Origin of the sequence: Rhodococcus antarcticus (assembly GCF_026153295.1) — a bacterium.
GTDB lineage: Bacteria > Actinomycetota > Actinomycetes > Mycobacteriales > Mycobacteriaceae > Rhodococcus_D > Rhodococcus_D antarcticus.
In genome coordinates this window covers 2,562,820-2,588,071 of record NZ_CP110615.1, presented here as the reverse complement: position 1 = coordinate 2,588,071, position 25,252 = coordinate 2,562,820, and the positions used below count along the sequence as shown (strand labels likewise).

22 protein-coding genes and 1 pseudogene are annotated in these 25,252 nt (G+C 71.3%); 11 read left to right on the top strand and 12 right to left on the bottom strand.

The annotated features are described in order from the left end of the window. Window positions 1-112: 112 nt before the first annotated feature. Entirely contained in the window at window positions 113-3,859 is a 3,747-nt protein-coding gene (metH, locus tag RHODO2019_RS12625) for a methionine synthase (protein ID WP_265382128.1), read from the bottom strand. 235 nt (window positions 3,860-4,094) lie between these two features. On the opposite strand from metH, the gene RHODO2019_RS12620 reads away from it, so the two are divergent. The 3 genes from RHODO2019_RS12620 (at window position 4,095) to RHODO2019_RS12610 (ending at window position 7,037) form a co-directional block, all read left to right on the top strand. Next, complete coding sequence (locus tag RHODO2019_RS12620; RefSeq protein ID WP_265382127.1) at window positions 4,095-4,517, top strand: hypothetical protein; 423 nt, start codon at window positions 4,095-4,097, stop codon at window positions 4,515-4,517. A gap of 86 nt (window positions 4,518-4,603) precedes the next feature. Then, entirely contained in the window at window positions 4,604-5,683 is a 1,080-nt protein-coding gene (gene ychF / locus RHODO2019_RS12615; RefSeq protein WP_265382126.1) for a redox-regulated ATPase YchF, read from the top strand. 658 nt (window positions 5,684-6,341) lie between these two features. Beyond that, window positions 6,342-7,037 carry a hypothetical protein gene (locus RHODO2019_RS12610; RefSeq protein WP_265382125.1) on the top strand — a complete coding sequence of 232 codons (696 nt, stop codon included), beginning with the start codon at window positions 6,342-6,344 and terminating at the stop codon, window positions 7,035-7,037. A gap of 123 nt (window positions 7,038-7,160) precedes the next feature. Here the strand turns inward: RHODO2019_RS12610 and RHODO2019_RS12605 are convergent, their stop codons facing one another. Continuing rightward, a complete protein-coding gene (locus RHODO2019_RS12605) occupies window positions 7,161-7,712 on the bottom strand; it encodes a TetR/AcrR family transcriptional regulator (RefSeq protein ID WP_265382124.1) in 552 nt (183 codons plus the stop codon). A gap of 344 nt (window positions 7,713-8,056) precedes the next feature. On the opposite strand from RHODO2019_RS12605, the gene RHODO2019_RS12600 reads away from it, so the two are divergent. The 5 genes from RHODO2019_RS12600 to RHODO2019_RS12580 all read left to right on the top strand — a co-directional run bounded on the left by RHODO2019_RS12600 (window position 8,057) and on the right by RHODO2019_RS12580 (window position 12,228). Then, window positions 8,057-8,284 (top strand): amidohydrolase family protein, encoded by a 228-nt coding sequence (locus RHODO2019_RS12600; protein WP_265382123.1) that lies wholly within the window; start codon window positions 8,057-8,059, stop codon window positions 8,282-8,284. 15 nt (window positions 8,285-8,299) lie between these two features. Beyond that, window positions 8,300-8,698 (top strand): amidohydrolase family protein, encoded by a 399-nt coding sequence (locus RHODO2019_RS12595; RefSeq protein WP_265382122.1) that lies wholly within the window; start codon window positions 8,300-8,302, stop codon window positions 8,696-8,698. A gap of 215 nt (window positions 8,699-8,913) precedes the next feature. Further along, a complete protein-coding gene (locus RHODO2019_RS12590; protein WP_265382121.1) occupies window positions 8,914-9,915 on the top strand; it encodes a transcriptional regulator in 1,002 nt (333 codons plus the stop codon). 43 nt (window positions 9,916-9,958) lie between these two features. Then, the gene (locus RHODO2019_RS12585) at window positions 9,959-10,654 is read left to right on the top strand and encodes a prevent-host-death protein (protein WP_265382120.1); all 696 of its coding nucleotides are present in this window, start codon (window positions 9,959-9,961) and stop codon (window positions 10,652-10,654) included. Window positions 10,655-10,941: 287 nt separating this feature from the next. Then, a complete protein-coding gene (locus RHODO2019_RS12580) occupies window positions 10,942-12,228 on the top strand; it encodes an SNIPE associated domain-containing protein (protein ID WP_265382119.1) in 1,287 nt (428 codons plus the stop codon). A gap of 97 nt (window positions 12,229-12,325) precedes the next feature. On the opposite strand, the gene acmB is transcribed toward RHODO2019_RS12580, so the two are convergent. After that, the gene (acmB, locus tag RHODO2019_RS12575; RefSeq protein ID WP_265382118.1) at window positions 12,326-13,519 is read right to left on the bottom strand and encodes a methyl acetate hydrolase AcmB; all 1,194 of its coding nucleotides are present in this window, start codon (window positions 13,517-13,519) and stop codon (window positions 12,326-12,328) included. A 692-nt stretch (window positions 13,520-14,211) separates the two neighbouring features. On the opposite strand from acmB, the gene RHODO2019_RS12570 reads away from it, so the two are divergent. Then, window positions 14,212-14,973 carry an isocitrate lyase/PEP mutase family protein gene (locus RHODO2019_RS12570; protein ID WP_265382117.1) on the top strand — a complete coding sequence of 254 codons (762 nt, stop codon included), beginning with the start codon at window positions 14,212-14,214 and terminating at the stop codon, window positions 14,971-14,973. 6 nt (window positions 14,974-14,979) lie between these two features. Here the strand turns inward: RHODO2019_RS12570 and RHODO2019_RS12565 are convergent, their stop codons facing one another. The 5 genes and pseudogenes from RHODO2019_RS12565 to nhaA form a co-directional block, all read right to left on the bottom strand. Then, window positions 14,980-15,390 (bottom strand): VOC family protein, encoded by a 411-nt coding sequence (locus tag RHODO2019_RS12565; RefSeq protein WP_265382116.1) that lies wholly within the window; start codon window positions 15,388-15,390, stop codon window positions 14,980-14,982. A gap of 5 nt (window positions 15,391-15,395) precedes the next feature. Further along, window positions 15,396-15,647, bottom strand: a pseudogene (locus RHODO2019_RS12560) (helix-turn-helix domain-containing protein); the annotation flags it as partial. Window positions 15,648-15,674: 27 nt separating this feature from the next. Then, a complete protein-coding gene (locus tag RHODO2019_RS12555) occupies window positions 15,675-16,241 on the bottom strand; it encodes a DUF4234 domain-containing protein (RefSeq protein WP_265382115.1) in 567 nt (188 codons plus the stop codon). A 105-nt stretch (window positions 16,242-16,346) separates the two neighbouring features. Next, a complete protein-coding gene (locus RHODO2019_RS12550) occupies window positions 16,347-17,276 on the bottom strand; it encodes a DUF808 domain-containing protein (RefSeq protein ID WP_265382114.1) in 930 nt (309 codons plus the stop codon). A 94-nt stretch (window positions 17,277-17,370) separates the two neighbouring features. Then, window positions 17,371-18,666, bottom strand: a complete 1,296-nt coding sequence (gene nhaA / locus RHODO2019_RS12545; protein WP_265382113.1) for a Na+/H+ antiporter NhaA — start codon at window positions 18,664-18,666, stop codon at window positions 17,371-17,373. Window positions 18,667-18,917: 251 nt separating this feature from the next. On the opposite strand from nhaA, the gene RHODO2019_RS12540 reads away from it, so the two are divergent. Further along, window positions 18,918-19,646, top strand: a complete 729-nt coding sequence (locus RHODO2019_RS12540; protein ID WP_265382112.1) for a potassium channel family protein — start codon at window positions 18,918-18,920, stop codon at window positions 19,644-19,646. Between the two features lie 88 nt (window positions 19,647-19,734). On the opposite strand, the gene hrpB is transcribed toward RHODO2019_RS12540, so the two are convergent. Continuing rightward, window positions 19,735-22,272, bottom strand: coding sequence for an ATP-dependent helicase HrpB (gene hrpB / locus RHODO2019_RS12535; RefSeq protein ID WP_265382111.1), 2,538 nt, complete (start codon window positions 22,270-22,272; stop codon window positions 19,735-19,737). Window positions 22,273-22,317: 45 nt separating this feature from the next. Between hrpB and RHODO2019_RS12530 the strand changes: the two genes are divergently transcribed. After that, complete coding sequence (locus tag RHODO2019_RS12530; RefSeq protein WP_265382110.1) at window positions 22,318-23,013, top strand: alpha/beta fold hydrolase; 696 nt, start codon at window positions 22,318-22,320, stop codon at window positions 23,011-23,013. 31 nt (window positions 23,014-23,044) lie between these two features. Here the strand turns inward: RHODO2019_RS12530 and RHODO2019_RS12525 are convergent, their stop codons facing one another. The 3 genes from RHODO2019_RS12525 to RHODO2019_RS12515 all read right to left on the bottom strand — a co-directional run bounded on the left by RHODO2019_RS12525 (window position 23,045) and on the right by RHODO2019_RS12515 (window position 25,166). Next, window positions 23,045-23,446, bottom strand: coding sequence for a hypothetical protein (locus RHODO2019_RS12525; RefSeq protein WP_265382109.1), 402 nt, complete (start codon window positions 23,444-23,446; stop codon window positions 23,045-23,047). Beyond that, window positions 23,439-23,660 carry a hypothetical protein gene (locus tag RHODO2019_RS12520; protein ID WP_265382108.1) on the bottom strand — a complete coding sequence of 74 codons (222 nt, stop codon included), beginning with the start codon at window positions 23,658-23,660 and terminating at the stop codon, window positions 23,439-23,441. Before RHODO2019_RS12520 ends, RHODO2019_RS12525 begins: the two co-directional genes overlap by 8 nt. Window positions 23,661-23,786: 126 nt before the next feature. Continuing rightward, on the bottom strand, window positions 23,787-25,166 hold the full coding sequence (locus RHODO2019_RS12515; protein WP_265382107.1) for an NAD-dependent succinate-semialdehyde dehydrogenase: 1,380 nt from the start codon (window positions 25,164-25,166) through the stop codon (window positions 23,787-23,789). Between the last annotated feature and the right edge of the window lie 86 nt (window positions 25,167-25,252).

Genomic DNA, 25,252 nt, shown 5'->3' with positions numbered 1-25,252 from the left:
CCGTGCCCGCGCGTGGCGGCCAGAAGGTTCCACGTGGCCCCGGCCGGGCGCCCAGAGCGACCACGAGGTTCCACGTGGCCGTCGGCCGGGCGCCTGGGAGCCCCGAGCGTGCTCACTCGTCGTCGGTGCGGTACCCCAGGTTCGGCGAGAGCCAGCGCTCGGCCTCGGCCACGGTCCAGCCCTTGCGCGCGGCGTACTCCGTCACCTGGTCGCGGCCGATGCGCCCGAGCACGAAGTACTGCGACTGCGGGTGCGAGAAGTACAGCCCGCTGACCGCCGCACCGGGCCACATGGCCATGCTCTCGGTGAGCTCGATGCCCGTGGTGGCCTGCACGTCGAGCAGGTCCCAGATGGTCTGCTTCTCGGTGTGCTCCGGGCACGCGGGGTAGCCGGGGGCGGGGCGGATGCCGTCGTACTGCTCTTTCAGCAGGCTCTCGTTGTCCAGGTCCTCGTCCGGGGAGTAGCCCCAGATCTCGGTGCGCACCCGCTCGTGCAGCCGCTCGGCGAAGGCCTCGGCGAGCCGGTCGGCCAGGCTCTCCAGCAGGATCGCGCTGTAGTCGTCGTTGGCCGCCTTGAACTCCATGACCTTGGCGGTGCTGCCGAGCCCGGCGGTGACGGCGAACGCGCCCACGTAGTCCGGCAGACCCGTCTCCTGGGGCGCCACGAAGTCGGCGAGGCTGCGGTGCGGGACGCCCTCGCGGTGCTCGGTCTGCTGGCGCACCTGGTGCAGCACCTGCAGCACCTGGGTGCGGGACTCGTCGGAGTAGACCTCGATGTCGTCCCCGACCGCGGCCGCGGGGAACAGCCCCATCACGCCCGCGGCGGTGAGCCACTTGTGCTCGATGGCCTGGTCGAGCATCCGCTGCGCGTCGTCGTAGAGCGCGCGGGCGGTCTCCCCGGAGGCCGGGTTGTTGAGGATGTCGGGGAAGCGGCCCTTGAGCTCCCAGGCGTTGAAGAACGGCTGCCAGTCGATGTAGTCGCGCAGCTCGGCCAGCGGGTAGTCCGCGAACACCTGCTGGCCCAGCACGTTCGGCTTGGGCGGGGCGTAGCCGGTCCAGCTGATGGGGGTGCGGTTGGCCCGGGCCTTGTCCAGCGGCAGGATCGCCTTGGCCTCGTTGCGGGCGGCGTAGCGCTCGCGCAGGGAGTCGTAGTCCTCCTTGACGTCGGCCATGAGCTTGGGCCGCTGGTCGTCCGAGAGCAGCGCGGCGACCACCGGGACCGAGCGCGAGGCGTCCTTCACCCAGATGACCGGCCCGTGGTACTTCTTGTCCACCTTGACCGCGGTGTGCGCGCGGGAGGTGGTGGCGCCGCCGATCATCAGCGGGATCTCCAGGCCCTGGCGCTCCATCTCGGCGGCGAAGCTCACCATCTCGTCCAGCGAGGGGGTGATGAGCCCGGAGAGCCCCACCACGTCGGCGTTGTGCTCCTTGACCGCGTCGATGATCTTCTGCGCCGGGACCATGACGCCGAGGTCGATCACGTCGTAGTTGTTGCACTGCAGCACGACCCCGACGATGTTCTTGCCGATGTCGTGCACGTCGCCCTTGACCGTGGCCATGACGACGGTGCCGTTGGAGCGCCCGGCGTCCTCGGGCGACTTGCCCGCCTCGATGTAGGGGATGAGGTAGGCGACGGCCTTCTTCATCACCCGGGCGGACTTGACCACCTGCGGCAGGAACATCTTCCCCGCGCCGAACAGGTCGCCGACGACGTTCATGCCGGCCATCAGCGGGCCCTCGATGACCTCGATGGGCTGGCCGCCACGGCTCTCGATGAGCGCGCGCAGCTCCTCGGTGTCGGTCTCGGCGTAGGAGTCGATGCCCTTGACCAGCGCGTGGGTGATGCGCTCGTCCACGGGCAGCTCGCGCCACTCGTCGTTGGCGGCCTGGTGCTTCATGCCGTCGCCGGCGAACTCGGTGGCGATCTCCAGCAGCCGCTCGGCCGCGTCGGTGCGGCGGTTGAGGATGACGTCCTCGATGCGGTCGCGCAGCCGGGCGTCGATGCCGTCGTAGACGACCAGGGCGCCGGCGTTGACGATGCCCATGGTCATGCCGGCCTCGATGGCGTGGAACAGGAACACCGAGTGGATGGCCTCGCGCACGGCGTTGTTGCCGCGGAAGGAGAAGCTCACGTTGCTGACGCCGCCGGAGACCATGGCGCCGGGCAGGTTCGCCGTGATCCAGCGGGTGGCCTCGATGAAGTCGACGCCGTAGTTGACGTGCTCCTCGATGCCCGTGGCCACGGCGAAGACGTTGGGGTCGAAGATGATGTCCTCGGCGGGGAAGCCCACCTCGTCGACCAGGATGTCGTAGGCGCGGCGGCAGATGGTCTTGCGGCGCTCGAGGTTGTCGGCCTGGCCGTCCTCGTCGAAGGCCATGACGACGATGGCCGCGCCGTACTTGCGGCACAGGGTCGCCTGCTGCTTGAACTTCTCGACGCCCTCCTTCATGGAGATGGAGTTGACGATCGGCTTGCCCTGCACGCAGCGCAGCCCAGCCTCGATCACCTCGAACTTGGAGGAGTCGATCATGAGCGGGACACGGCTGATGTCCGGCTCGCTGGCCACGAGCTTGACGAAGCGGTCCATGGCCGCGACGCCGTCGATCATCCCCTCGTCCATGTTGATGTCGATGACCTGCGCGCCGCTCTCCACCTGCTGGCGGGCCACGCTCAGGGCGGTGCCGTAGTCGCCGTCCTTGATCAGGTTGCGGAAGCGGGCCGAGCCGGTGATGTTGGTGCGCTCGCCGACGTTGACGAACAGGCTCGCGGGCACGATGGTCAGCGGCTCGAGGCCCGAGAGCCGGCACGCCGGGTCGAGGGTGGGGCGCACGCGCGGGGTCACCCCGTCGACGACGGCCGCCATCCGGGTGATGTGGTCCGGGGTGGTGCCGCAGCAGCCGCCCAGCAGGTTGAGCAGCCCGCTCTCGGCGAACTCGCGGACGATGTCCGCGGTCTGCTCGGGGGCCTCGTCGTACTCGCCGAAGGCGTTGGGCAGCCCGGCGTTGGGGTAGCAGGAGACGAAGCAGTCGGCGATGCGCGCCATCTCGGCGAGGTAGGGCCGCATGTCGGCCGCGCCCAGGGCGCAGTTCAGCCCCACCAGCAGCGGCCGGGCGTGGCGCACGGAGTTCCAGAACGCCTCGGTGACCTGGCCGGAGAGGGTGCGCCCGGAGGCGTCGGTGATGGTGCCCGAGAGCATCACCGGCCAGCGGCGCCCGCGCTCCTCGAACAGGGTCTCCAGCGCGAAGATCGCGGCCTTGGCGTTGAGGGTGTCGAAGATGGTCTCGACCAGCAGCAGGTCCGCCCCGCCGTCGACGAGGCCGTTGGCCTGCTGCAGGTAGGCCTCGACCAGGCTCTCGTAGCTGACGTTGCGGGCGCCGGGGTCGTTGACGTCCGGGGAGATGGACGCGGTGCGGTTGGTGGGCCCGAGCGAGCCGGCGACGTAGCGGGGACGCGTCGGGTCCAGCGCCGTGACGAGGTCGGCCTGCTCGCGGGCCAGCCGGGCGGAGGTGTGGTTGAGCTCGTAGGCGAGGGACTCCATGCCGTAGTCGGCCATGGAGATGACCTGCGCGTTGAAGGTGTTGGTGCCGATGAGGTCCGCGCCCGCGTCGAGGTAGGCGCGGTGGATGGCGCTGATGGCCCCGGGCTGGGTGAGCGTGAGCAGGTCGTTGTTGCCCTGCAGGTCGCTCGGCCACTCCGCGAAGCGCTCGCCGCGGTACTCGGCCTCGCTGTAGCCGTGCCGCTGGATCATGGTGCCCATGGCGCCGTCGAAGACCAGCACGCGCTCGGTGAGCAGCGCGGTGAGCGCCTCGGTGGCGTCCGGGCGGAGCGCGACGTCGGGCGTGGGCTGGGCTTCGGTCATCGTGCGGCCTCCGGGGTGTCACGGAGGCGCCCTTCGTGGTGCTCGCGGTCGAGCGTGGCGGGCTCTCGCCCGTTGCAGCGCCTCTCGACCTCTGTGAAGTTTACGCGAGGACGGGCCGGAGTGCGTCGATCCGGGCACCCGGGGTGACGAGATCGTTCCGTTCCGGTGGCGAAGGTCGGGACGGCATCCCGACGAACCGCTCCCGCGGCAGCGCTGTGCCCGTCATCATCACCGGGTGCACCCCCCGTTCCCGCCGCCGTCCGGTCCGGGGTGGCCGGTGTTCGTCCCCGTGCCCGCCCCGCCGACCACCCCGGGCCGTCAGCTCGGTGGGGTCGCGCTTTGCGTGGGTGCCCTGGTGGCGCTGGGGTTGAGCGTGTGGACGTGGTTGACCGCGGGCGCGAGCCTGGTGGAGTCGCTGAACCGGGGGCTGAGCAGCCAGGCGCCGACCACCAGCGCGGAGTCCCCGGGTGGGGACTTCCTGGTCGGCGCCGTGGGCGGGACCGCGCTGTGGGGGGTGGCGATCGCCCTGGCGTGCGGTGGGCTCGCGGTGGGCCGCGGCTGGGTGCGCGTGGTGGGGGCGCTGGTGCTCACCGGGGTGGTGGGGTTCGTGCCGCTGGCCCTGGGGGTGGCGAGCGTGGTCGGCGCGGTGCGCGGCTGAGCGGTCGCGCCGTCAGGTCAGCGGGCTGGCCCGCAGCTACGGCGTGGCGGTGGACTGAGTGCGCACGTCCGTAGACTCCACCGACCGTGAGCCTCACCCTCGGCATCGTCGGCCTGCCCAACGTCGGCAAGTCCACCCTTTTCAACGCGCTGACCAACAACGACGTCCTCGCGGCGAACTACCCCTTCGCCACCATCGAGCCCAACGTCGGCATGGTCGCGCTGCCGGACGACCGGTTGGCGGAGCTGGCCAAGATCCACGGCTCGGCGAAGCTGGTGCCGGCCACCGTGTCCTTCGTCGACATCGCCGGCATCGTCAAGGGCGCCAGCGAGGGCGCGGGGCTGGGCAACAAGTTTCTGGCCAACATCCGCGAGGCCGATGCGATCTGCCAGGTGGTGCGGGTGTTCGCCGACGACGACGTCATCCACGTGGACGGCAAGGTCGACCCGATGGCCGACATCTCCGTCATCGAGACCGAGCTCATCATCGCCGACCTGCAGACGCTGGAGAAGGCCCTGCCGCGCCTGGAGAAGGAGGCGCGCACGGCCAAGGACCGCAAGCCCGTGCTGGAGGCCGCCAAGGCCGCCGAGGCCGTGCTCAGCGACAGCCGCACCCTCATCTCCGCGCCCAAGGAGGTGGACCTGCCCCTGCTGCGCGAGCTGACGCTGCTCACCACCAAGCCGTTCCTCTACGTGTTCAACGCCGATGAGGCCGTGCTGACCGACGAAGCCCGCAAGGCCGAGCTGACCGCTGCCGTGGCGCCCGCGGACTGCGTGTTCCTCGACGCCAAGGTGGAGCAGGAGCTGCTGGAGCTCGACGAGGAGTCGTCCCTGGAGCTGCTGGAGTCCATCGGCCAGACCGAGCCGGGCCTGAACGCGCTGGCCCGCACCGGGTTCCACACCCTGGGCCTGCAGACGTACCTCACCGCGGGGCCGATGGAGTCCCGCGCCTGGACCATCCCCCAGGGCGCGACCGCCCCCCAGGCCGCGGGCGTCATCCACACCGACTTCGAGCGCGGCTTCATCAAGGCCGAGATCGTCGGCTTCGACGACCTCGTCGCCGCCGGTTCCATGGCCGAGGCCAAGAAGGCCGGCAAGGTCCGCATGGAGGGCAAGGACTACGTCATGGCCGACGGCGACGTCGTGGAGTTCCGCTTCAACGTGTAGCGGCAGCACCGTTAGCCCGGGCTAGTCGACAAGTGGCAGGTGATGCCGACTATGCTTGATAAATGGACTATGCGCTTGAGCAGATTTTCGTCACTGGCGGTGCGCCCACGGTCACGTATGTTCGGCGCGACGAGGCGAGCTTGGAGCGGGAAGTTCGAAGGTACCTGCGTTCCGGAAATAAGGTGCTTGCAATTTCCGGTCCGAGTAAGTCCGGGAAATCGGTTCTCGTGGAGAAGGTGCTGAACGAGGACGGGCACCGCTGGATCCACCTCGCTGGGGGGTCTCTCGATTCCATGGAAGCTTTCTGGGAGAAGCTGGCCTACAGAGTGAGCGCCATTGTCAGTAGTCAGGTAGCGACTACTAGCACAGAGCAAGGCGGAGTTGACTTCAATGTCCGACTTGGATCGGCGGGCTTTCCGATCGGCGGCGCGGTGGGGGTGGCTCATCGTCGTGGACGAAGTCTTCGCAGACTACAAGGGTTTCGGCCTCGTCAATTTCCGAAATCGTAAGAGATGAACTTTTCAGTGGTAGCTACACGGTTGTAATCGACGACTTCCATCATGCCGATGAGTCCGTCCGGCAACTGCTTGCCCGCGAAATCAAAGATCAGATCTACTATGGTGTGCGCTATATCTTGATTGCGATCCCCACTCGCATTATGGACCTTCTCCAGGTGGAAGGAGAGTTGACGGGTCGCGTTCGAGGTCTGCAGGTTGAGGAATGGTCCGATCTCGAGTTACTCAGAATCGCGACCCAAGGCTTCGAGGTTCTAAATCTTAAGGACTCCGAAGGGGCGCTTGCCTCCAAACTTGTGGAGCAGAGCTTCGGCAGTCCCCTTATAATGCAGGAGTTGTGCAGTGAACTTTGTGAGTACAACGGCATCGAGAAGCAGGTAGACGGCCCTGAGCTTATTCTGCGGAGGCCCGAGTGGAGTTCATTCTTTGGCAAGATCGCGGCGACAATCAAGCCTAGCCTGATCGAAAGTCTTAAGATTGGTCCGACTGAAAGGCGCCGACGGACACAGATCGCAATTACGGGGAGCGATGCGTACGTAGACATGTGTTCAGCCCTCCTTCTCGCAGTCGGTCGGCTTGCTCCGAAGCGTTCGATGACTCCGGTGGAAATAAGCGACTCAATGAACGAGTTTGTGACCAACCGACGGCCGTTGGACCAGATCAGGCGCGCTTGTCGTGGAATGGTCAAAATTGCTGATTCAAGTAAGGGCGCAGGCGACTCGGCTCTAGATTTCGCCACGAATCCAGAGAAATTGACAGTTGTTGACCCGTACCTAATTTTCTTTATTGGGTGGGGTCTTCAAGGGCTAGAATTGCCCGTAGTGAGGAAGTCCGCTTAGGGGCCTGTGGCTGGATGGCACTTCTGACCGTACCGCGGACGCGTAAGGTCTAGTTGCTTATTAGGTCAATTTCCGCGGTTAATCGCGAGTACTTGTTTCTCAGTCTAAGACTGTGACGCCTTTTTAGTGCCTTGTGTGACGACGGTCAACGTTGGTACCGCCGCCGGGCGTGAGCCACGGACGCGCGACGGTCTCCACCTGCTGCTCGGAGATGTCGGTCAGCGCGTCCAGGGCCAGGAAGTGCCGGGCGATGGTGAGGCCCAGGATGCTGCTCACGGTGAGGGCGGCGCGGAGCTCGGCGTCCGGCCCGTCGTCTGCCCGCGCCAGGTTGGCCACCCGCTCGTCGAGGTAGGCCTTCATCGACGCTGCGGCCCCGGGGGAGGTGAGCATCGACCGCACCAGCGCGCGGGTCTCCGGCGGCAGCTCGCCCAGGCACTTGTGGAGCACGTCGTCCAGGTGCCGGTCGCGGTCCGCGCCCTCGTCGAGCTGGATGGCGGAGGTGAACAGGTCGGCCTTGGAGCCGTAGTGCTGGATGACCAGGGAGGGGTCGACGCCCGCGCGCTGCGCGATCGCTCGGATGGTGGTCGCCTCCAGGCCCCGGTCGCCGAACTCCACCCGGGCGGCCTCGATGATCCGCTGCGCGGTGGGAGTCAGTACAGCGGAAGGAGCTCGCACGCGCACCGTTGCCATCGAGGAGTACTGGACGATCCCGGAGTTCCACCGCGTCCTGCGCGCCCAGCCGGCCGGCGTCCGCGACGAGAGCGTCTCCCTGAACGACCGCGGCGACATCCCGGAGCGCCTGCTCGACATCGGCGACGGACGGGTAGCGGCCAGGGACGAGGCCGCGCTCCACGTCCAAGTGCTCTCTCTCGCCCCGCCCGGCACCCACGGCCTGCCCGCTGCACAGGCCGTCGCCCTCAGCCGCCAGGCCAACGACCGTGCCGCCGCCGTCGTCCGCGCGCAACCCACCCGGTTCCGGGCCCTGACCACGCTGCCCATGTCCGACCCCGCGACCCGCGGTGGCCGAGCTCGAGCGCAGCGCCACCCGCGACGGCTACGTCGGGATCATGTCCTACGGCCGCAGCGGTGACCGCCCGCTCGACGACCCCGCCAACGACGACGCGCTCGACCTGGCGGCCCGGCTGCGGCGCCCGGTGTTCCCGCATCCGCAGATCCCGCCGCCCGCTGTGCGCGACGCGTCGCACCGCGGGCTGGAGCCGGCCGTCGAGCTGGGGCTCTCCACCTAAGGGTGGCGCTGGCACGTGGAGGCCGGCACCGCGGTGCTGCGGCTCATTCTGCGCGGCACCGTCGACCGCCACCCGGACCTGCAGCTGGTGCTCGGCCACTGGGGCGAGCTGCTGCTGCACGCCGTCGAGCGGGCCGACAGCCTCTCGCGCGGGCTGGAGCGCGGTGTGGCGCAGGTGCTGCGGGAAGACGTGCACATCACCACCAGCGGCATGCTCACCCCGCGCCTGCGCCGCCACACCCTGGAGCTCACGACCGTCGACCGGATCCTGCCGTCGGGCGACCACCCGTTCCACCGGCTCGATCCGGCAAGCACCGCCGCCTTCCTGGACCTGCTGCCCGAGCCGGCCGACCGGGAGAAGGGCGCCCACGCCAACGCCGAAACCCTGGTCGCCATCGAGGAGACCCACCCGTGACCGCACCCACCGTCCTCGTCATCGGCGCTTCCCGCGGCCTCGGCCTCGCGCTCACCGCGGAGCACCTGCAGCAGGGCGCGCACGTCGTCACCCGCATCAGCTGACCTCCCGCCGCCGTCGGGGCGATTCTCGCTAAGCTTTCGGTGTTCGGTATTGACCGAACACCGAACCGCTACGATGATGGACTCGTGCAGGGGACCGCAGATCGAGGCATCGTGGAGCAGCTCCGCGAGGCGCTCACCGGTCTCTGCGTCGGTACCGCCACCGAGGTGGCCATGGCCAACGGGCGCAGGCCCGACATCGTGCTCGAGCTGGACCGCGGCACCCGGGTGCAGGTCGAGGTGCAGGCGTTGGCGCTGGCCGACGACAGGGCCGTCGTCAGAGGCCTGCCTCACTGGGGGAGCACTCTCGCCAGTGGCGCAATCGGTGTGGTCGTCGCAGACCGTGTCACCGCCGAAGCGCGAAGGCTCCTGAGCGGCGCCGGCTGGGGATGGCTTGACCTCCGCGGACATCTCAGGATCGTCGGTCCGGGTGTGTTCATCGACACCGATGTCTCGCCCATGGCGCCACCAAGCCCGGTCCGGTCCGCTTTCGCTGGGCAGGTGGGTCGCGAGGTGGCAGCGCACCTGCTGACCTCGCCCGACCAGCCCACCGGGGTGCGGGCCGTGGCGGCGGCGTTGTCGAGGGCGCCGAGCTCGGTCTCCGCAGTGATGACGGCGCTGCGGTCGGAGGGACTCACGACGGCCGATCGCGCGTCGGTGCCGCCAGACCTGTTCTGGGCGCTGGCGGAGCACTGGCAGACCCCGTCCATCGACGTCGCCAAGCTCCCGTCGTCCGCGGACGACGGCGTCCTGCACCTCGGGCTCGAGGACGCGGAGTCGACCGTGGGCTGGGCCCTGTCCGACACGGTCGCTGCTGCCGCGTACGGGGCACCGGTCGCCGCGCGGGCCAACCACCCGGCCGACTTCCTGGTGCCTGACGCGAGCACGTTGCGTCGCGCGGCCCAGCTGCTGGGGCTTGCGGCGTCGCCCGCCGCGCGGGCGGCGCGGGTGCGGATCGCGCCCGTTCCTGCGGTGTGCGCACGGCGGGTGAACCGCCAGCCGTGGCCGCTGGCGCACCCGGTGTTCGTAGCGCTGGACCTTGCGCAGGACCCGGGACGGGGCCGCGAGATCCTCGATGGGTGGACACCGCCGGAGCCGTGGCGCCGTGTCTGGTGAGCCCCCGATCGTCCGGCTGACCGGGAGCGTGATGACGGCACTGGTGAGTGCAGTCCCCGTCATCGTCGAGCAGACCGGGCGGCCCGTCGTGCTGGTCGGAGGGATGGCCGTCCTGTGTCGGCTGTCGACCGCGTACCGGGTCACCACCGACCTGGACACGGTGGACCGGAGCCACCCGGGGCAGGTCGCGCAGCTCGAGCTGCTGCTCTCGGCGGGGGCCGCGCCCAGTGGTCCGTCGGGTGCGGTGGTCACGACGCCGTTCGGTGAGGTCCAGGTCGACGTCCTCCAGGTCACCGACGCGGACCTCGCGCGTCTACCCGAGGACCCGACCGACCGCCTCCACGTCCTCGCCCACGACTGGGCGGTCACCTCCGCCTCGCCCGTTGTCGTCAGCACGGAGGGGCTGGACCCTCTCCAGGTCGCCGTCGCCGAGCCCGGTGCCCTCGTCGCCATGAAGCTGCAGGCGGTGATGAACCGCGGCCGGGCGAAGGAGGGCAGCGACCTGCTGGACATCGTCCGTCTCACGCTCGACCGGGAGTGCGGGCCGGTAGCGCGCGCTCAGCTGGAGCGGGCCGGTGATCAGCTGCGTGCGGACGCACTGCTCCACGCCCGGAGGTGGTTTGACGATGGCGCCGCCCGCTCGTTGCGGGTCGCGCGGGCCGTTCCCGAGGGCCGAGATGTCGAGCTCGACGACCTGAGGCTGGTCGGTGAGCTGCTCATCGCCGCGCTGGACTCGTGAGGTCCGCCCGCGCTCCCCACTGCCACAGCCCCCTCACCCTCGAATCCTGGTGCCCGTCGCAGGCCTGGACGGCGAATGGTTCACTGCCCGCACGGCATTGACGCCGGTGGTCCGAGGGGGGCGTTGTGGCACGACGGTTCGTGGTTCCACCCGGGTGGCCGGTACCGCCTGACGGTTGGGTGCCGCCGGAGCGGTGGGCGCCGCTCCCGAGCTGGCCTGCGGCACCACCGGGATGGGTGTTCTGGGTCGAGGACGCTCCAGCCGCACCCGGGTCGTCGGGTGCGCCGGTGCTCGTCCCTCCGGCGGCGCGTTCCGGGGGCGGACTGTTCGGCGCCGGCAAGAAGGCGTTGGAGGAGGAGAACGCCCAGCTCCGTGCAGCACTGGACACGGCAGGGCTGCTCGGCACCGTCGAGCTCGCGATCGCGGCGGAGGGTGTCCGCGATGAGCTCGGGGTGGCGCAGCACCAGCTCGCCGAGCTGCAGCAGCAGGTGGTCCAGGCCCGTCACGAGCTCGCCGCCGCGCGTCGGGAGATCGTCGAGACGCAGGAGATCGCGCTGCTGCAGGAGGCAGGCATCTACGACTACGCGCACCCGCTGGAGAGCGCCGTCGCCTACAAGGACCTGCTCGCCCGGATCAGGAGCGAGAGCAAGGACCTGATCACCGCGGGCCGGGCCGTCGACGCGCCCAAGACCTGGCAGGTCGATGGGTCGGCGGTGAAGGGCCGGAAGATGGTGACTGACTTCTCCAAGCTGCTGCTGCGCGCCTACAACGCAGAGGCGGACAACTGCGTCCGCACGGTGAAGCCGCACTCCCGGTCCGCGTCGGTGGAACGGCTGACGAAGGCGGCGAACACCATCGCGCGGCTCGGCGGGACGATGAACATCGCGATCTCGCCGGCGTACCACCACGTGCGCAGCTACGAGATCGAGGTGATGGCCGACTACCTGGCCAAGGTCGAGGCCGAGAAGGAGACGACCCGGGCGGCGAAGGAGCGACTCCGCGAGGAGCAGGCCGCCCAGCGGGAGTTCAACCGCGAGAAGGCTCGGTTGGAGAAGGAGCGAAACCACGTCGAGAACGTGCTCGCCCGGATGGAAGCGTCCGGCAACCACGCTGGTGCAGAGGAGATGCGGTCCAAGCTCGGTGAGATCGACGGTGCCATCGAGCAGGTGATCAGCCGTGCCGCCCACGTGCGGATGGGCTACGTGTACGTGATCTCCAACGTCGGGGCCTTCGGGGAGCGGATGGTGAAGATCGGCATGACCCGACGCCAGGACCCGATGGATCGGGTTCGCGAGCTGGGTGACGCTTCGGTGCCGTTCACGTTCGACACGCACGCCCTCATCTTCAGCCCGGATGCTGTCGGCCTCGAGCTGCGGTTGCACCACCACTTCGCCGCGGTACGGGTGAATCTCGTGAACGCCCGACGGGAGTTCTTCCACGCCACCCCGGCTCAGGTTCGCGAAGCGCTCGAGTCCATGGCGGACAACCACTTGCTCGAGTACACCGTCGAGGCGGCGGCGGAGGAGTGGCGCGCGAGCTCGGGACTGGCGCGAACCTCGGCCGCGTACACCTGACGTCGCACCGCGAGCGTGGCAATGATCGCGCCCTGGCTCGGCTGAGCACCCCCCGACGGCAGGAACAGGCGCGAACCCGTCCCCGCCGTCGCGTGCTTCAGCCGTTCAGTGCGTCGTAGACGGCGGTCTCCATCTCCAGGTAGCCGGTGACCGAGGCCGCGTCGGCGAACGGGAGGATCTGGGTGCCCCAGAACCCGGCGATGCCGTTGCGGCGGTCGATCCAGTAGTAGAGGTTGGCTAGCCCGGCCCACGCGAGGCTGCCGGCGGGGCGTCCGGTGGGGGCGTCCTCGTCGTTGACCATGAAGGTGTACGCCCAGGACTTGGGCATGCCGGGGAAGAACTCGGCGTCGTTGGACAGGCTCGGGATGACCCCGGGCAGCATCTTGACCTTGAGGTCGCCCAGGTGGTTGGCCTCGGCCATCCGCACCGTCTCCGGCTTGAGCACCGCCTCGCCGGAGTCCGACGCCCCGTCGTTGAGCCACATGCGCAGGAAGCGCAGGTAGTCACCCACGGTGGAGTGCAGGCCGTGCCCGCCCATGTGGATCTCCGGCTCGGGCAGCTGGAACTCCGTGGGCACCAGGGTTCCGTCCTCGCCGCGCTGGTGCATGGTGGCCAGCCGTGGGCGGGTGGCGTCGGTGAGGGTGAACGCGGAGTCGGTCATGCCCAGCGGTGCGAACACCCGCTCCTGCATCACCTCGCCCAGGCGCTTGCCGGTGATGGCCTCGACGACCTGCCCGGCCCAGTCCATGTTGGACCCGTACTCCCACTGGGTGCCGGGGTCGAACAGCAGCGGCGTCTGCAGCGCCCGCCGCGTCGCGCTGACGATGGAGGGCTGGCCGTGCTCGGTGGCCAGCCGGTTGTACTGGGTGTTGAAGAAGTCGTAGCCGAACCCGGCGGTGTGCAGCAGGAGCTGCTTGGTGGTGATGGCCGAGCGCGGGGCCCGCAGGACGGGCTGGCCGGCGTCGTCGAAGCCGTCGAGCACCTGGACGTCCCCGAGGGCGGGGACGTAGTCCGAGGCGGGGGCATCGAGGTCGAGGTCACCCTGCTCCACGAGCTGCAGCGCGGTGGTGCCGGTGATGGCCTTGGTGGTGGAGAAGATGGCCATGACGGTATCGGTGGTCATCGGCTCGCCGGTGCCGAGGTCGCGGGAGCCCGCGGCACCGAGGTAGAGGTTCTGCTCGCGGTCGGTGACGCCGGCCACGACGCCGGGCACCTCGGCCCCGACCCGCTGGACGACGGCGTCGGCCGCGGCGGCGATCGCCTCGGTGCGGCTTGTGGTGGGAGTGCTCATGGGTGGTCCCTCTCGTCGTTGAACGGGCCTGGGGTGATCGGGGTGTACGGGTAGGCGCTCGGTCAGTCGGTCAGCAGCGCCTCCCTCCGTTCATCACGTGACTGGGGGCGGGGAAGTGTCACGGGTCACAGTCTGCGCGGGACCGGCCATGGACGGAACCAGGGCGGGAGCGGGTTTCGGGGGTGCGCGTGACCGCCAGGTAGCGGCCGAGGAGCACAGATGCCGTATTGCGGCGTTCCGGGACTCGGTGCCGGCGACCCTCTGCCCGCTCAGCTCGAGGTGACGACCACCGTCGTGGCGATCATCGCAACGGACGTGGCGGCGTACACCTGGGCGACGGCGTCGCGAACGGCCCTGCTGCCCCAGCTGCCCTCGGCGATCTCGGTCATCCGCTTCTCGAGTGGGCTTGCGGTCGGCCCCCGGGAACGCTGCTCCGCGCAGCTGCGCCGCGTGGACGAGACTCACCAGCGCGGCAGTGGCCTCGTCGGGCTGCATCCCGTGGAGCACGGCCGCGTCGAGCCGGGTGCGGATGGCCGCCTCGGGTCCCGCGTGCGACGAGCTCGTCGAGCATCCGGCGGCGCAGGTCCTTCTGCAGGGTGCGCACCCAGGGGTCGGTCTTGCGGCTTGTCGGCGGCGATCCGGGCCAGCGCCTCGTCAACGCCCTCGGGTGCCACGGCCCTACCGTGTAGGTCATGAACACCGACACGCTTGTCGCCCGCGCGACCACCCTGGCCACCTTGCACGCCGACGGTCACCCGCTGGTGCTGCCGACGGTGTGGGACGTGTGGTCGGCGCGCACGGCAGTGGCGGCCGGCTTCACCGCGCTCACCATCGGCAGTCACCCGCTGGCCGACTCCCGCGGCGCCGAGGACCACGAGGGGCAGACGTTCCAGGAGGTGCTGGACGCGGTGCGCCCGATCATCGCCGCCGTGGACGTGCCCGTGTCGGTGGACCTGGAGGCGGGCTACGGCCAGAGCCCGGCTGACTTGGTGGCCGGGTTGTTGGAGGTCGGCGGGGTGGGGCTGAACCTGGAGGACACGGTGCACTCCGAGGGTGGCCGGGTGCGCTCCACGCCCGAGCACGCCGAGTACGTCGCCGGGCTGCGCGCCGCCGCCGACACCCACGGTGTGCCGCTGTGGATCAACGGCCGCACCGACCTGTTCCTGCACGCCGAGAACGCGGCTGCGGTGGCCGACGAGGCGATCGAGCGGCTGCAGGCGATGGTCGAGGCGGGCGCGAGCAGCGTGTACCCCGTCCGCATCCAGCACGACGACGAGCTCATCACCGCCGTGGTAGCGGCGGTCTCGGTCCCGGTGAACTGCACCGCGCACCCGGTGCGCCACGACCTCGCCCGCTTCGCCCGCCTGGGCGTCGGCCGCATCACCTACGGGCCGACGCTGCAGGCTGCGCTCGGCGACGCCATGACGGAGATGATCACGCCCTGGCTCGGCTGAGCCGGCTCAGACCGCCTGGTTGATGCGGACGTGGTTGCCGGCCGGGTCGCGGAAGGCGCAGTCGCGCACGCCGTAGGGCTGGTCGGTGGGCTCCTGGATCACCTCGGCCCCGGAGGCCTGGACCTTCTCGAACGTGGCGTCGAGGTCGGCGGTGACGAGGATGATCCGCGCGTAGCTGCCCTTGGCCATGAGCTCGGTGATGGTGCGGCGCTCGTCGTCGGTCAGGCCCGGGTCCATCGCGGGCGGCTCCAGCACGATCGCGCTGCTGGGCTGGTCGGCGGGACCGACGGTGATCCAGCGGTGGCCACCCCAGCCCACGTCGGCGCGCACCTCCAGCCCCAGGGTGTCGCGGTAGAAGGCCAGCGAGGCCTCGGCGTCGTTGTGCGGCAGGAAGGTCGAGTGCAGGGTGAGGTCCATGGCGCTCACGCTAGGTGCGGCGGTGCGGGGCGTGCTTCTCGATTCCTGACCGGTCGCCCCACGGTCTTCACCACGCACGACGGCAGTGCTGCGGTGCCCGCGGCCTCGCGGCGGAACACGCTGGGTGGCACGCCGACCAGCTCGGTGAACCGGGTGCTGAACGTGCCCAGCGAGGAGCAGCCCACGGCGAAGCAGACCTCGGTGACGGTGAGGTCGCCGCGGCGCAGCAGTGCCATGGCGCGCTCGACGCGCCGCGTCGTCGGGCTTGCTGGTCACGATCCAGCTCAGCTTGCGCCGAGCGCCCGCCAGTAGGCGTTGAGCGCACCGTTGGTCTTGACGAACCACACGAGCGGGCCGACGAGGATGAAGGCGCCGGGGAAGTACCAGAGCCCGGTGGCTCCGCTGACCGGGGCCCTCCACCCCCGACGGGTGTACAGCTCGCCCACCTCGTTCGCGGTGATGAAGGGCACCACCACGCCGATGAAGAAGGCGATGAGCAGCGCGAGCCCGCCGCCGAGGCCCTGGCCGGTGTGGCGCTTCATCTCGTCGTGCACCACGTAGTACCAGTACAGCGGGTAGATCCCGAAGGTCACGATCGTCAGCAGGACGGCCACGCCCGTTCCACGGATCTTTCCGGTCGGGCCGTTGCCGCTCGGGACGGGGTACCCGTAGGCCTGCCGGTAGCCCGGCTGCACGGCCGGTGGTGACGCCGGCGGGCCGTGGTAAAGGGCGGGCGCACCGTAGTAGAGCGCCGGCTGGCCGTACGTGGGCGTTGGGGCCCCGTAGGAAGGAGGTGCGGGCTGGCCGTAGGGCGGCTGCGGCTGTTCGTCGTGCTTGCTGAAGTCGGGCACGAGAACATCCCCCAGGCTGTCGGTGACTCGCGCACAGTAGGACCGGTCGGCCCCGCGGGCAAGACCCGTCCCGGGTGCGTGCGGTCCCGCGGCACCGTCGCCAGGTCAGCGGGCCCGGACCTTCTTCACCGCGGTCATGACGGCGAGCACCACCGCGCCCAGCACGGCCCCGAGCAGTGCGGAGAACGCGGTGTTGGTCAGCCACGCGAGCACCCCGCCGATGCCGGGCACCGCGTCGCGGACGGCCTCCTCGAGGTGGTGCACCAGGTCGTAGGGGGCTCGCAGCCCCAGCTCGTCCATCCCCACCAGCTCGATGTGCCCGCCGACCCACAGCATCGCCGCCGTGCCGACCACCGAGAGCACGCTGAGCACCTTCGGCATGGCCGTGACCAGGCCGGCACCGAACCGTCCGGAACGGCTCTGCGCCCCGGACCGCTCGACCATGGCCAGACCGAGGTCGTCCATCTTCACGATGAGCGCGACCGCGCCGTAGACCAGCACCGTGATGAGCAGCCCGACGAGGACCAGGATGACCAGCCGGGCGAGGAAGCCCTGGTCGGCGACCTCGTTGAGCGCGATGACCATGATCTCGGCCGACAGGATGAGGTCGGTGCGCACCGCCGAGGACACCACCTCGTCCTCGGACCTCGTGCGCTCCTGGCCGCCGCCGTGCTCGCCGTGGCCCAGCGCGTGCCACACCTTCTCGGCGCCCTCGTAGCAGAGGTAGGCCCCGCCGAGCATGAGGATCGGGGTGAGCGCCCCGGGCAGGAACTGGCTCAGCAGCAGGGCCACCGGAAGGATGAACACCAGCTTGTTGCGGACCGAGCCCTTGGCGATCTTCTTGATGATGGGGACCTCGCGCTCGGCGGCGAGCCCACGCACGTACTGCGGGGTCACCGCCGCGTCGTCCACCACCACGCCGGCCGCCTTGAGCGAGGCCTTGGCCGCGGCGGCCCCCACGTCGTCGACCGAGGCGGCCGCCAGGCGGGCCAGCGCCGCCACGTCGTCGAGCAGCCCGAACAGCCCTGCGCTCACGGGTGTGCCCGCCGGGTCGAGGTCGACAGGGCGTCGTGGCGGTGGGTCACCGGGCCATCATGACCGGTTCGTGCCGTTCGGTGCTGGTCGGCCGTCAGTGGTGGTCCTCGTAGACGTCGGGGATGCCGTCGTGGTCGTCGTCGCGCTGCTCCTCGGCGCAGATGCGGCGGTAGTGCCGGTTGCGCGCCCGCAGCACGATGGTCGCGAGGAGGCCGGCGAGCAGGGAGCCGGCGAGCACCCCGACCTTGACGTGGTCGTCGCGCAGGCTCTCGGTGCCGTAGGCGAGCTCGCCGATGAGCAGGGACACGGTGAACCCGATGCCGGCGAGGATCGCGAGCCCGAACACGTCGACCCACTGCAGGTCGGGATCGAGCTTCACCCGCGTGAACCGCGCCATGAGCCACGTAGCCCCGGTGACACCGACGGTCTTGCCGACCACGAGGCCGCCGACGATGCCGAGCGCGACGGGGTCGCGCAGGGCCTCGGACAGCCCGGAGAGCCCGCCGACGGCGACCCCGGCGGCGAGGAAGGCGAACACGGGGACCGCGATGCCGGCCGAGATCGGTCGGATGCGGTGCTCGAGGTGCTCGGCGAGCCCGGGGCCGGCGTCCGGGCCGCCGGCCGACTGGGAGCGGATCACGGGCACGGTGAAGGCGAGCAGCACCCCCGCGACGGTGGCGTGCACCCCCGAGGCGTGCACCAGCGCCCAGGTTGCGAACGCCAGCGGCAGCAGCAGCCACCAGCTGCGGACGCGCTTCTGCACCAGGAAGCCGAACAGTGCCAGCGGCACCATGGCCGCCAGCAGGGGCAGCACCGAGAGCTCGGCGGTGAAGAACAGCGCGATGATCGTGATCGCGAACAGGTCGTCGACGACGGCGAGGGTCAGCAGGAACGTCCGCAGCGCCGTGGGCAGGTTGGTGCTGATGACGGCGAGAACGGCGAGCGCGAAGGCGATGTCCGTCGCCGTCGGGATGGCCCAGCCCTGCAGGGCGCCGTCGCCGGTGTTGAGGTTGACCAGGGTGAAGACCAGGGCGGGAACGATCATCCCGCCGGCGGCGGCCACGACGGGCAGGGCGGCCCGCCGCGGGTCGCGCAGGTCCCCGGCGACGAACTCCCGCTTGAGCTCGAGGCCGGCGACGAAGAAGAAGATGGCCAGCAGCCCGTCACCGGCCCAGGTCGACACGGACAGGTCCAGGTGCAGCGCTGAGGGGCCGAACGTCAGCTCCCGCAGCGTGAAGTAGGAGTCGGAGATCGGGGAGTTCGCCCAGGTCAGGGCGGCCACGGTGGCCGCCAGCAGCAGGGCGCCGCCCACGGTCTCCCGGCGGAGCAGCCGACTGATGCGCTCGGCCTCCGGCCAGGAGCCGCGGGAGAACAGGGATGACGTGGACAAGAGGAGCCTCTCGGCAGGCTGACGTGGGCATGGCTGATGATCGTGCCGACCAGACTTCCCGGCGCTCCAGGGACGATCTTAGCAGCGTCTTGAGGAAGTCTTTGCCCTGAGGGACGCTCCGCAGGACCCGTCGCAGTCGGGGCTGCCGTCCGCGGCGGTCACCCACGATGGTCGCAGACGGCGGCGTCCGGTGGGCTCCGCGCAGGCCCCGCCCGGAGGGACCTCGCCGACCGTCCTGGCACCCTCGTACCGTGACGAGGACTCGAGAGGACCGGTGGGCCCACCGCGTGGAGTGGCCGTTGACCGTGGCCGCCGTCGCCTTCCTGGCGGCCTACGCGTGGCCGATCCTGCGTCCGGGGACGGGCGGCACGGGGCGAGCGGTGTGCGACGCGGTGACGGTGGTGACCTGGGTGGCGTTCGGCTTGGACTACCTGGTGCGACTGGGCCTGGCCGAGCGGCGCCGGGCGTTCGTGAGGAGCCACCTGCCGGACCTGGCCGTGCTGGTGCTGCCGCTGCTGCGCCCGCTGCGGCTGCTGCGCCTGGTCACCCTGCTGACGGTGCTCAACCGCTACGCCGGCGGCTCGCTGCGCGGTCGTGTCGCCCTCTACGTCAGCACGGCCACCGGGCTCGTGCTGTTCGTCGCGGCGCTGGCCGTCCTCGAGGCCGAGCGCGGTCAGGACGGTGCGAACATCACCGGCTTCGGTGATGCGCTGTGGTGGGCGGCCACCACCGTGACCACCGTCGGCTACGGCGACCGCTTCCCGGTCACCGGCACCGGACGCGCCGTCGCGGTCGGCCTGATGCTCGCAGGCATCGCCCTGCTGGGGATCGTGACCGCGGCGCTGGCCTCCTGGCTGCTCGACCGGGTGCGCGAGGTGGAGCAGGAGGGCCAGGTTGCCACGCAGCGCGACGTGGCCGAGCTCGCTGCGGAGATCCGTGCCCTGCGCGCGGAGCTGGAGGGCGCGCGGACCACGACGTAGCCGGCCCGGCCGCCCCGCCCGCGCGTGATCGTCGACCCTGCCCCTGGTCCCACGACCGGGGCGCCACCACCCGGCCTCCCGACCGGCGTCAGCGGCGGGGGTGGGAGACGCGACGGGTGGGGGTGGCCGTCAGGGGGTCCTCCGGCCACGGGTGGCGGGGGTAGCGCCCGCGCAGGTCGGCGCGCACCTGCGGGTAGCCCTGCGCCCAGAACGACGCCAGGTCCGAGGTCACCGCCACGGGCCGGCCCGCGGGCGAGAGCAGGTGCAGCACCACCGGCGCACGCCCGTCGGCCAGCCGCGGTGACCCTGTCCAGCCGAACGCCTCCTGGACCTTCAGGGCCAGCACCGGCGGCTCGGCCGGGGCGTCGGCGGGGGAGTAGGTCAGCGCGGCGGTGGACCCCGTGGGCACGGGCAGCCTCTCCGGGGCGAGCGCGTCGAACCGGGTGGCGGCGGGCCAGGGCAGCAGCCGGCGCAGGGCCGCCGTCAGGTCGATCCGACCCAGGTCGGCGCTGCGGCGGACCCGGACGAGATCCGGCCCGAGCCAGGCGTCGAGCCCGGCGAGCAGCGCGCTGTCGGACACCCCCGGCCACGGCGGGCCCAGGTGGTGGTGGCAGAACGCCATCCGGGCACGCAGCTGCTCGGCGGCCGGGGTCCAGCGCAGCACGCCCAGCCCCGACCGGGTCACCCCCGACCGCACCGCCTCGACCACGGCCACCGGATCGGGGTGCGCCAGCGGTGTCTCGCGCAGCACGATCGCCCCGAGCAGCTCGCGACGGCGGGTCACCAGCGCGCCGTCGGACCACAGCACCTCCTCGACCGTCCGCACCGGCCCGACCTCCCGCGCCACGGCCTCGTCCACCGGTGCGGCCGAGCGGATCCGGGCGTCGGCGCGCCCCACCGGTCGGTCCGCGACGGCCACCGCGAGCCACCGCACGTCCCCGCCCGCCGCACCCCGCAGCGCCGACCCGACGTCGAGCACCGCGCCCGTGCCGCCGGCCATCAGGTGGTCCACCGAGCCGGCGGAGCGCGCACGAGCCAGCCGGTCCGGGTGCGCCAGGGCCACCACCAGGCCGACGGCCACCTCGTCGGACAGCCCGGTGCGCGGGTGCTCGGCCCCGCCACCGCGGCGCAGCCGGGCCACCTCGTCGCGCCAGCGGGCGGCCGCGGCCCGGTCCTCACCCCGCCGCAGGGCCCGGTAGCGGGCCACCAGGTCGTCCTCCCGTCCGGCCAGGCCGTCGTCGGAGAGCAGCGCCACGACCTCGCGGGCCCGCTGCGAACCCACCCGCGGGGCCCCGTCGAGCACCGCCCGGGCCAGCCGCGGGTGCACCCCCACCTCGGCCATCGCGGTGCCCCGCGCGGTCACCCGCCCCGCGGCGTCCACCGCGCCCAGCCCGGTCAGCAGGGTGGTGGCGGCGTCCATCCCCGCCGCCGGGGGCGGGTCGAGCAGGGCCAGGCCGCGACCCCCGGGTGCGCCCCAGGCGGCCACGGTCAGCGCGAAGCCGGCGAGGTCGGTGATCGCGATCTCGGGGGGCGTGAACGGCTCCAGGTGGGTGTGCTCGGCGGCGGACCAGCAGCGGTACGCCCGGCCCGGGCCCTCCCGCGCCGCCCGCCCGGCCCGCTGGGTGGCCGAGGCCTGCGACACACGCCCGGTGACCAGCGCCGCGAGCCCGCGGCGGTGGTCGGTGCGCGGGGCACGGGCGAGCCCGGCGTCCACCACGGTGCGCACCCCGGGCACGGTCAGCGAGCTCTCGGCCACCGACGTCGTCACCACCACCCGCCGCCGCGCCCCCATCCGCAGGGCCAGGTCCTGCTCGGCCGCGGCCTGCCGCCCGTACAGCGGGAGCACGTCCACGCCAAGCCCGCGACCGCCCGACCCCGACAGGCGGCGCACCACCCCGTGCACCTCGGCCTCACCGGGCACGAACACCAGCACGTCGCCCTCGACCTCCCCGAGCGCGCGGCGCACCACCTCCACCACGTGCTGCAGCAGCCGGGGGTCCACCCGTGCGTCGACCAGCAGCGGCAGCGGGCTCGCCGGCGGCGCCCACACCACCTCCAGGGGCCAGGTGACCGCCGAGGCCCTCACCACGGGGGCGTCGTCCAGTGCGGCCACCAGGCGCTCGGTGTCCGGGGTGGCGGAGGTGGCCACGAGCAGCAGGTCCGGCCGCAGCGTCGCCTGCACGTCCACGGCGAACGCGAGCGCGAGGTCGGCGTCGAGGTGGCGCTCGTGCACCTCGTCCAGCACCACCGCGCCCACCCCGGGCAGCTCGGGGTCGCGCTGCAGCCGGGCCAGCAGCAGCCCCGTGGTCACCACCTCGATGCGCGAGCCCGGGCGCCGCTCGCCGCGCATGGCGTAGCCGACCCGGCCCCCGGGGCGCTCGCCGAGGAGGTGCGCGAGCCGGACGGCCGCGGCCCGGGTGGCGAGGCGGCGGGGCTCGGCCACGAGCACGGTCCCCGCCGCGACGTCGGCCAGCGCCAGGGGGGCCAGCGTGGTCTTGCCCGAGCCGGGCGGGGCCACGAGCACGGCGCGGCCGCGGGCCCGCAGCGCGGCCACCAGCCCAGGCAGCGCCTCTCGCACGGGCAGGTCGGCGCCCGGGGTGCTCTGCGGGGGGAGCAGGTCGGCCACGAGTGCGACCGTAGCCCCGCCGGCCCGAGCCCTAGGCTCGATCGCATGACGCGAACTCGACCCACCCTGCTGCTGGTGCCCGGGCTGCTGTGCGACTCCGAGCTCTGGCGGCACCAGGTCGCCGCGCTGTCCTCGGAGGTCGCCTGCGTGGTGGCGGACGTGGGTTCCCACGACAGCGTCGAGGCCCTGGCGGCCGCCGCACTGTCCACCGTGGAGGGACCGTTCGCGCTCGCCGGGCTCTCCATGGGCGGCTACGTAGCGCTGGAGATCGTGCGGCAGGCACCGGAGCGGGTGGCCCGGCTGGCGCTGGTGGACACCCAGCCCCGCCCCGACTCCGAGGAGCAGACCCAACGGCGGCGTGGCTTCGTCGACCAGGTGCGCGAGGGAGGGTTCGACGGCGTGGTGGCGGCGCTGGTGCCGCTCACCATGCACCCCGACCACGTCGCGGCGCTGGAGCAGGAGTTCACCGCCATGGCGCAGCGGGTGGGTCCGGCGGTGTTCCTGCGCCAGCAGGCCGCGATCATCGCCCGACCCGACAGCGTCCCGTCGCTGTCCGCGATCGCCTGCCCCACGCTGGTGGTGTGCGGCCGTGAGGACCAGATCACGCCGCTGGAGGGCTCCGAGCTCATGGCCGCCGAGATCCCCGGTGCCCGGCTGGAGGTGCTGGAGCACTGCGGGCACATGAGCTCGCTGGAGCAGCCCGGAGCGGTGACGGCGCTGCTGCGCGAGTGGCTGGGCTGAGCGGGACCGTAGAGGGGTCCGGCTCGGGACGCTAGCGCTGGCGGCGCAGCCAGCCGGCCAGGGCGAGCACCAGCACGACGCCCAGCGCGTACGGGGTGCGGCCGTAGGTCAGCCCGGTCCGCGCGGCGACGAGCACGCCGGTCGGGGTGGGGCGCAGCCGCAGGCGGCCCGAGGCGGCGAGGGAGACCCGGCCCAGGTCCCGGCCGTGGCTGCGCAGGTGGACCGGCAGGTCGGTGAGCAGCTCGCGCGGGACCTGCACGGGCAGGTCGCGGCTGCGTCCGCGGCCGGGGACGGCGCGCAGCAGGACGGCCGGGTCGCCGACGTCCAGCACGAGGTCGCCCTGCTCGGAGAACAGGTGGGCGGTGGTGCTGGCGCGGTGGTCGCTGACCTCGACGTGCAGGTCGGCGACCACCACCAGGCGGGGATCAGGCACTCGTGGCGCCGCGGTTGTCCTTGTCGGAGGTGGTGATGCGCAGGGTGCCGTTGAGCTTCCAGGTGGCGCTCTCGGTGCTGGCGCCGGTGGAGCGGGGCACCTCGACGGTCATGTCGACGAACGTGTAGTCGATGACCGCCTCCTTGCCGGTGAGGTAGGACCACATGTCGCGGCCCAGGTCGGAGAAGGACGTGGTGTTCTCGGTGCTGGTCATGATCACGAGTGTGGGGGACGGCGGTGGGCCCCGCTCACCGGGCGGATCCGCCTCCCGTGTGCTCGACCGGACGCACGACTGCCCCCGCAGCAGGGGCTGCGGGGGCAGTCGTGCGTCCGAGGGAGATCAGCCCTTGGGGGTGTACATGAGCTTCTTGTTCACGAACTCGTCGATGCCGAGGGTGCCGAGCTCGCGGCCGACGCCGGAGCGCTTGGTGCCACCGAACGGCAGGTCCGCAGCGCTGCCCTGCGCGCTGTTGATCCACACCATGCCGGTGTCGAGGCGGTTGGCGACGTCGGCGGTCTGCTCGGCGTCGGAGCCGAAGACCACGCCACCGAGGCCGTACGCGGAGGCGTTGGCCATCTCGACCGCGGCGTCGGCGTCGGCGACCTTGTAGATCACCGCGGCCGGGCCGAACAGCTCCTCGGTGTACGCGCGCATGTCCGGGGTGACGTCGGTGAGGACGGTCGCCTCGAAGAACGCGCCCTTGCCCTCGACGCGCTTGCCGCCGGTGCGCACGGTGGCGCCCTTGCTGACGGCGTCGTCGACCTGCGCGGCCAGACCCTTGGCCGCCGCCTCGGAGGAGAGCGGGCCGAAGTCGGTGTCCTTGGCGAACGGGTCGCCCGTCTTCAGCGAGGACATGACCTGGGTGAAGCCCTCGACGAACTGGTCGTAGACGTCCTCGAGGACGATGAAGCGCTTGGCGGCGTTGCAGGCCTGTCCCGCGTTGCCCATGCGACCGGTGACGGCGGCCTTGATCGTGTTCTCCAGGTCGTTGCCGTCGAGCACGATGAACGCGTCGGAACCGCCCAGCTCGAGGACGACCTTCTTCAGGTTCTTGCCGGCCTCGGCGGCGACGGCCGCACCGGCCCGCTCGCTGCCGGTGACCGAGACGCCCACCAGGCGCGGGTCGGCGATCATCGTGGCCGCCTGGTCGTTGGTGGCGAAGACGTTGATGTAGGCGTCGGCGGGGAGGCCGGCGTCCTGGAACAGCTGCTCCATCGCGGTGGCCGACTCGGGGCACTGCGGGGCGTGCTTGAGGATGATCGTGTTGCCGATCATGAGGTTCGGGGCCGCGAACCGGGCGACCTGGTAGTACGGGAAGTTCCACGGCATGATGCCGAGCAGCGACCCGACGGCCTCCTTGCGGACGATGGCGTTGCCGCCCATGGCCGGGTTGATCGCCTCGTCGGCGAGCAGCTTCTCGGCGTTGTCCGCGTAGTACTTGTAGATGCTGATGACCAGGTGGATCTCGCCCTTGGCCTCGGCGGTGCGCTTGCCCATCTCGCGCCCGATGATCTCCGCGAGGGTGTCCATGCGCTCGGAGTACAGGTCGGCGACCTTGTTCAGGATCGCGGCGCGCTCGGGCTTGGTCGTCGTGCGCCAGGACGTGTACGCAGCGTCGGAGCGCGCGAGGACGTCCTGGATCTGGGCGTCGGTGGCCTCGGGGTAGGACTGGCCGGCCTCGCCGGTGGCGGGGTTGACGACCTGGTACGTGCTGGTCACTGCGATGTGCCCCTCTCGTTGATCATGGTGCTGTCCCTGGGTCCAACGGTCGGGGCGTCCCGTGTGTTCCTCGGGTCACGTTTTGA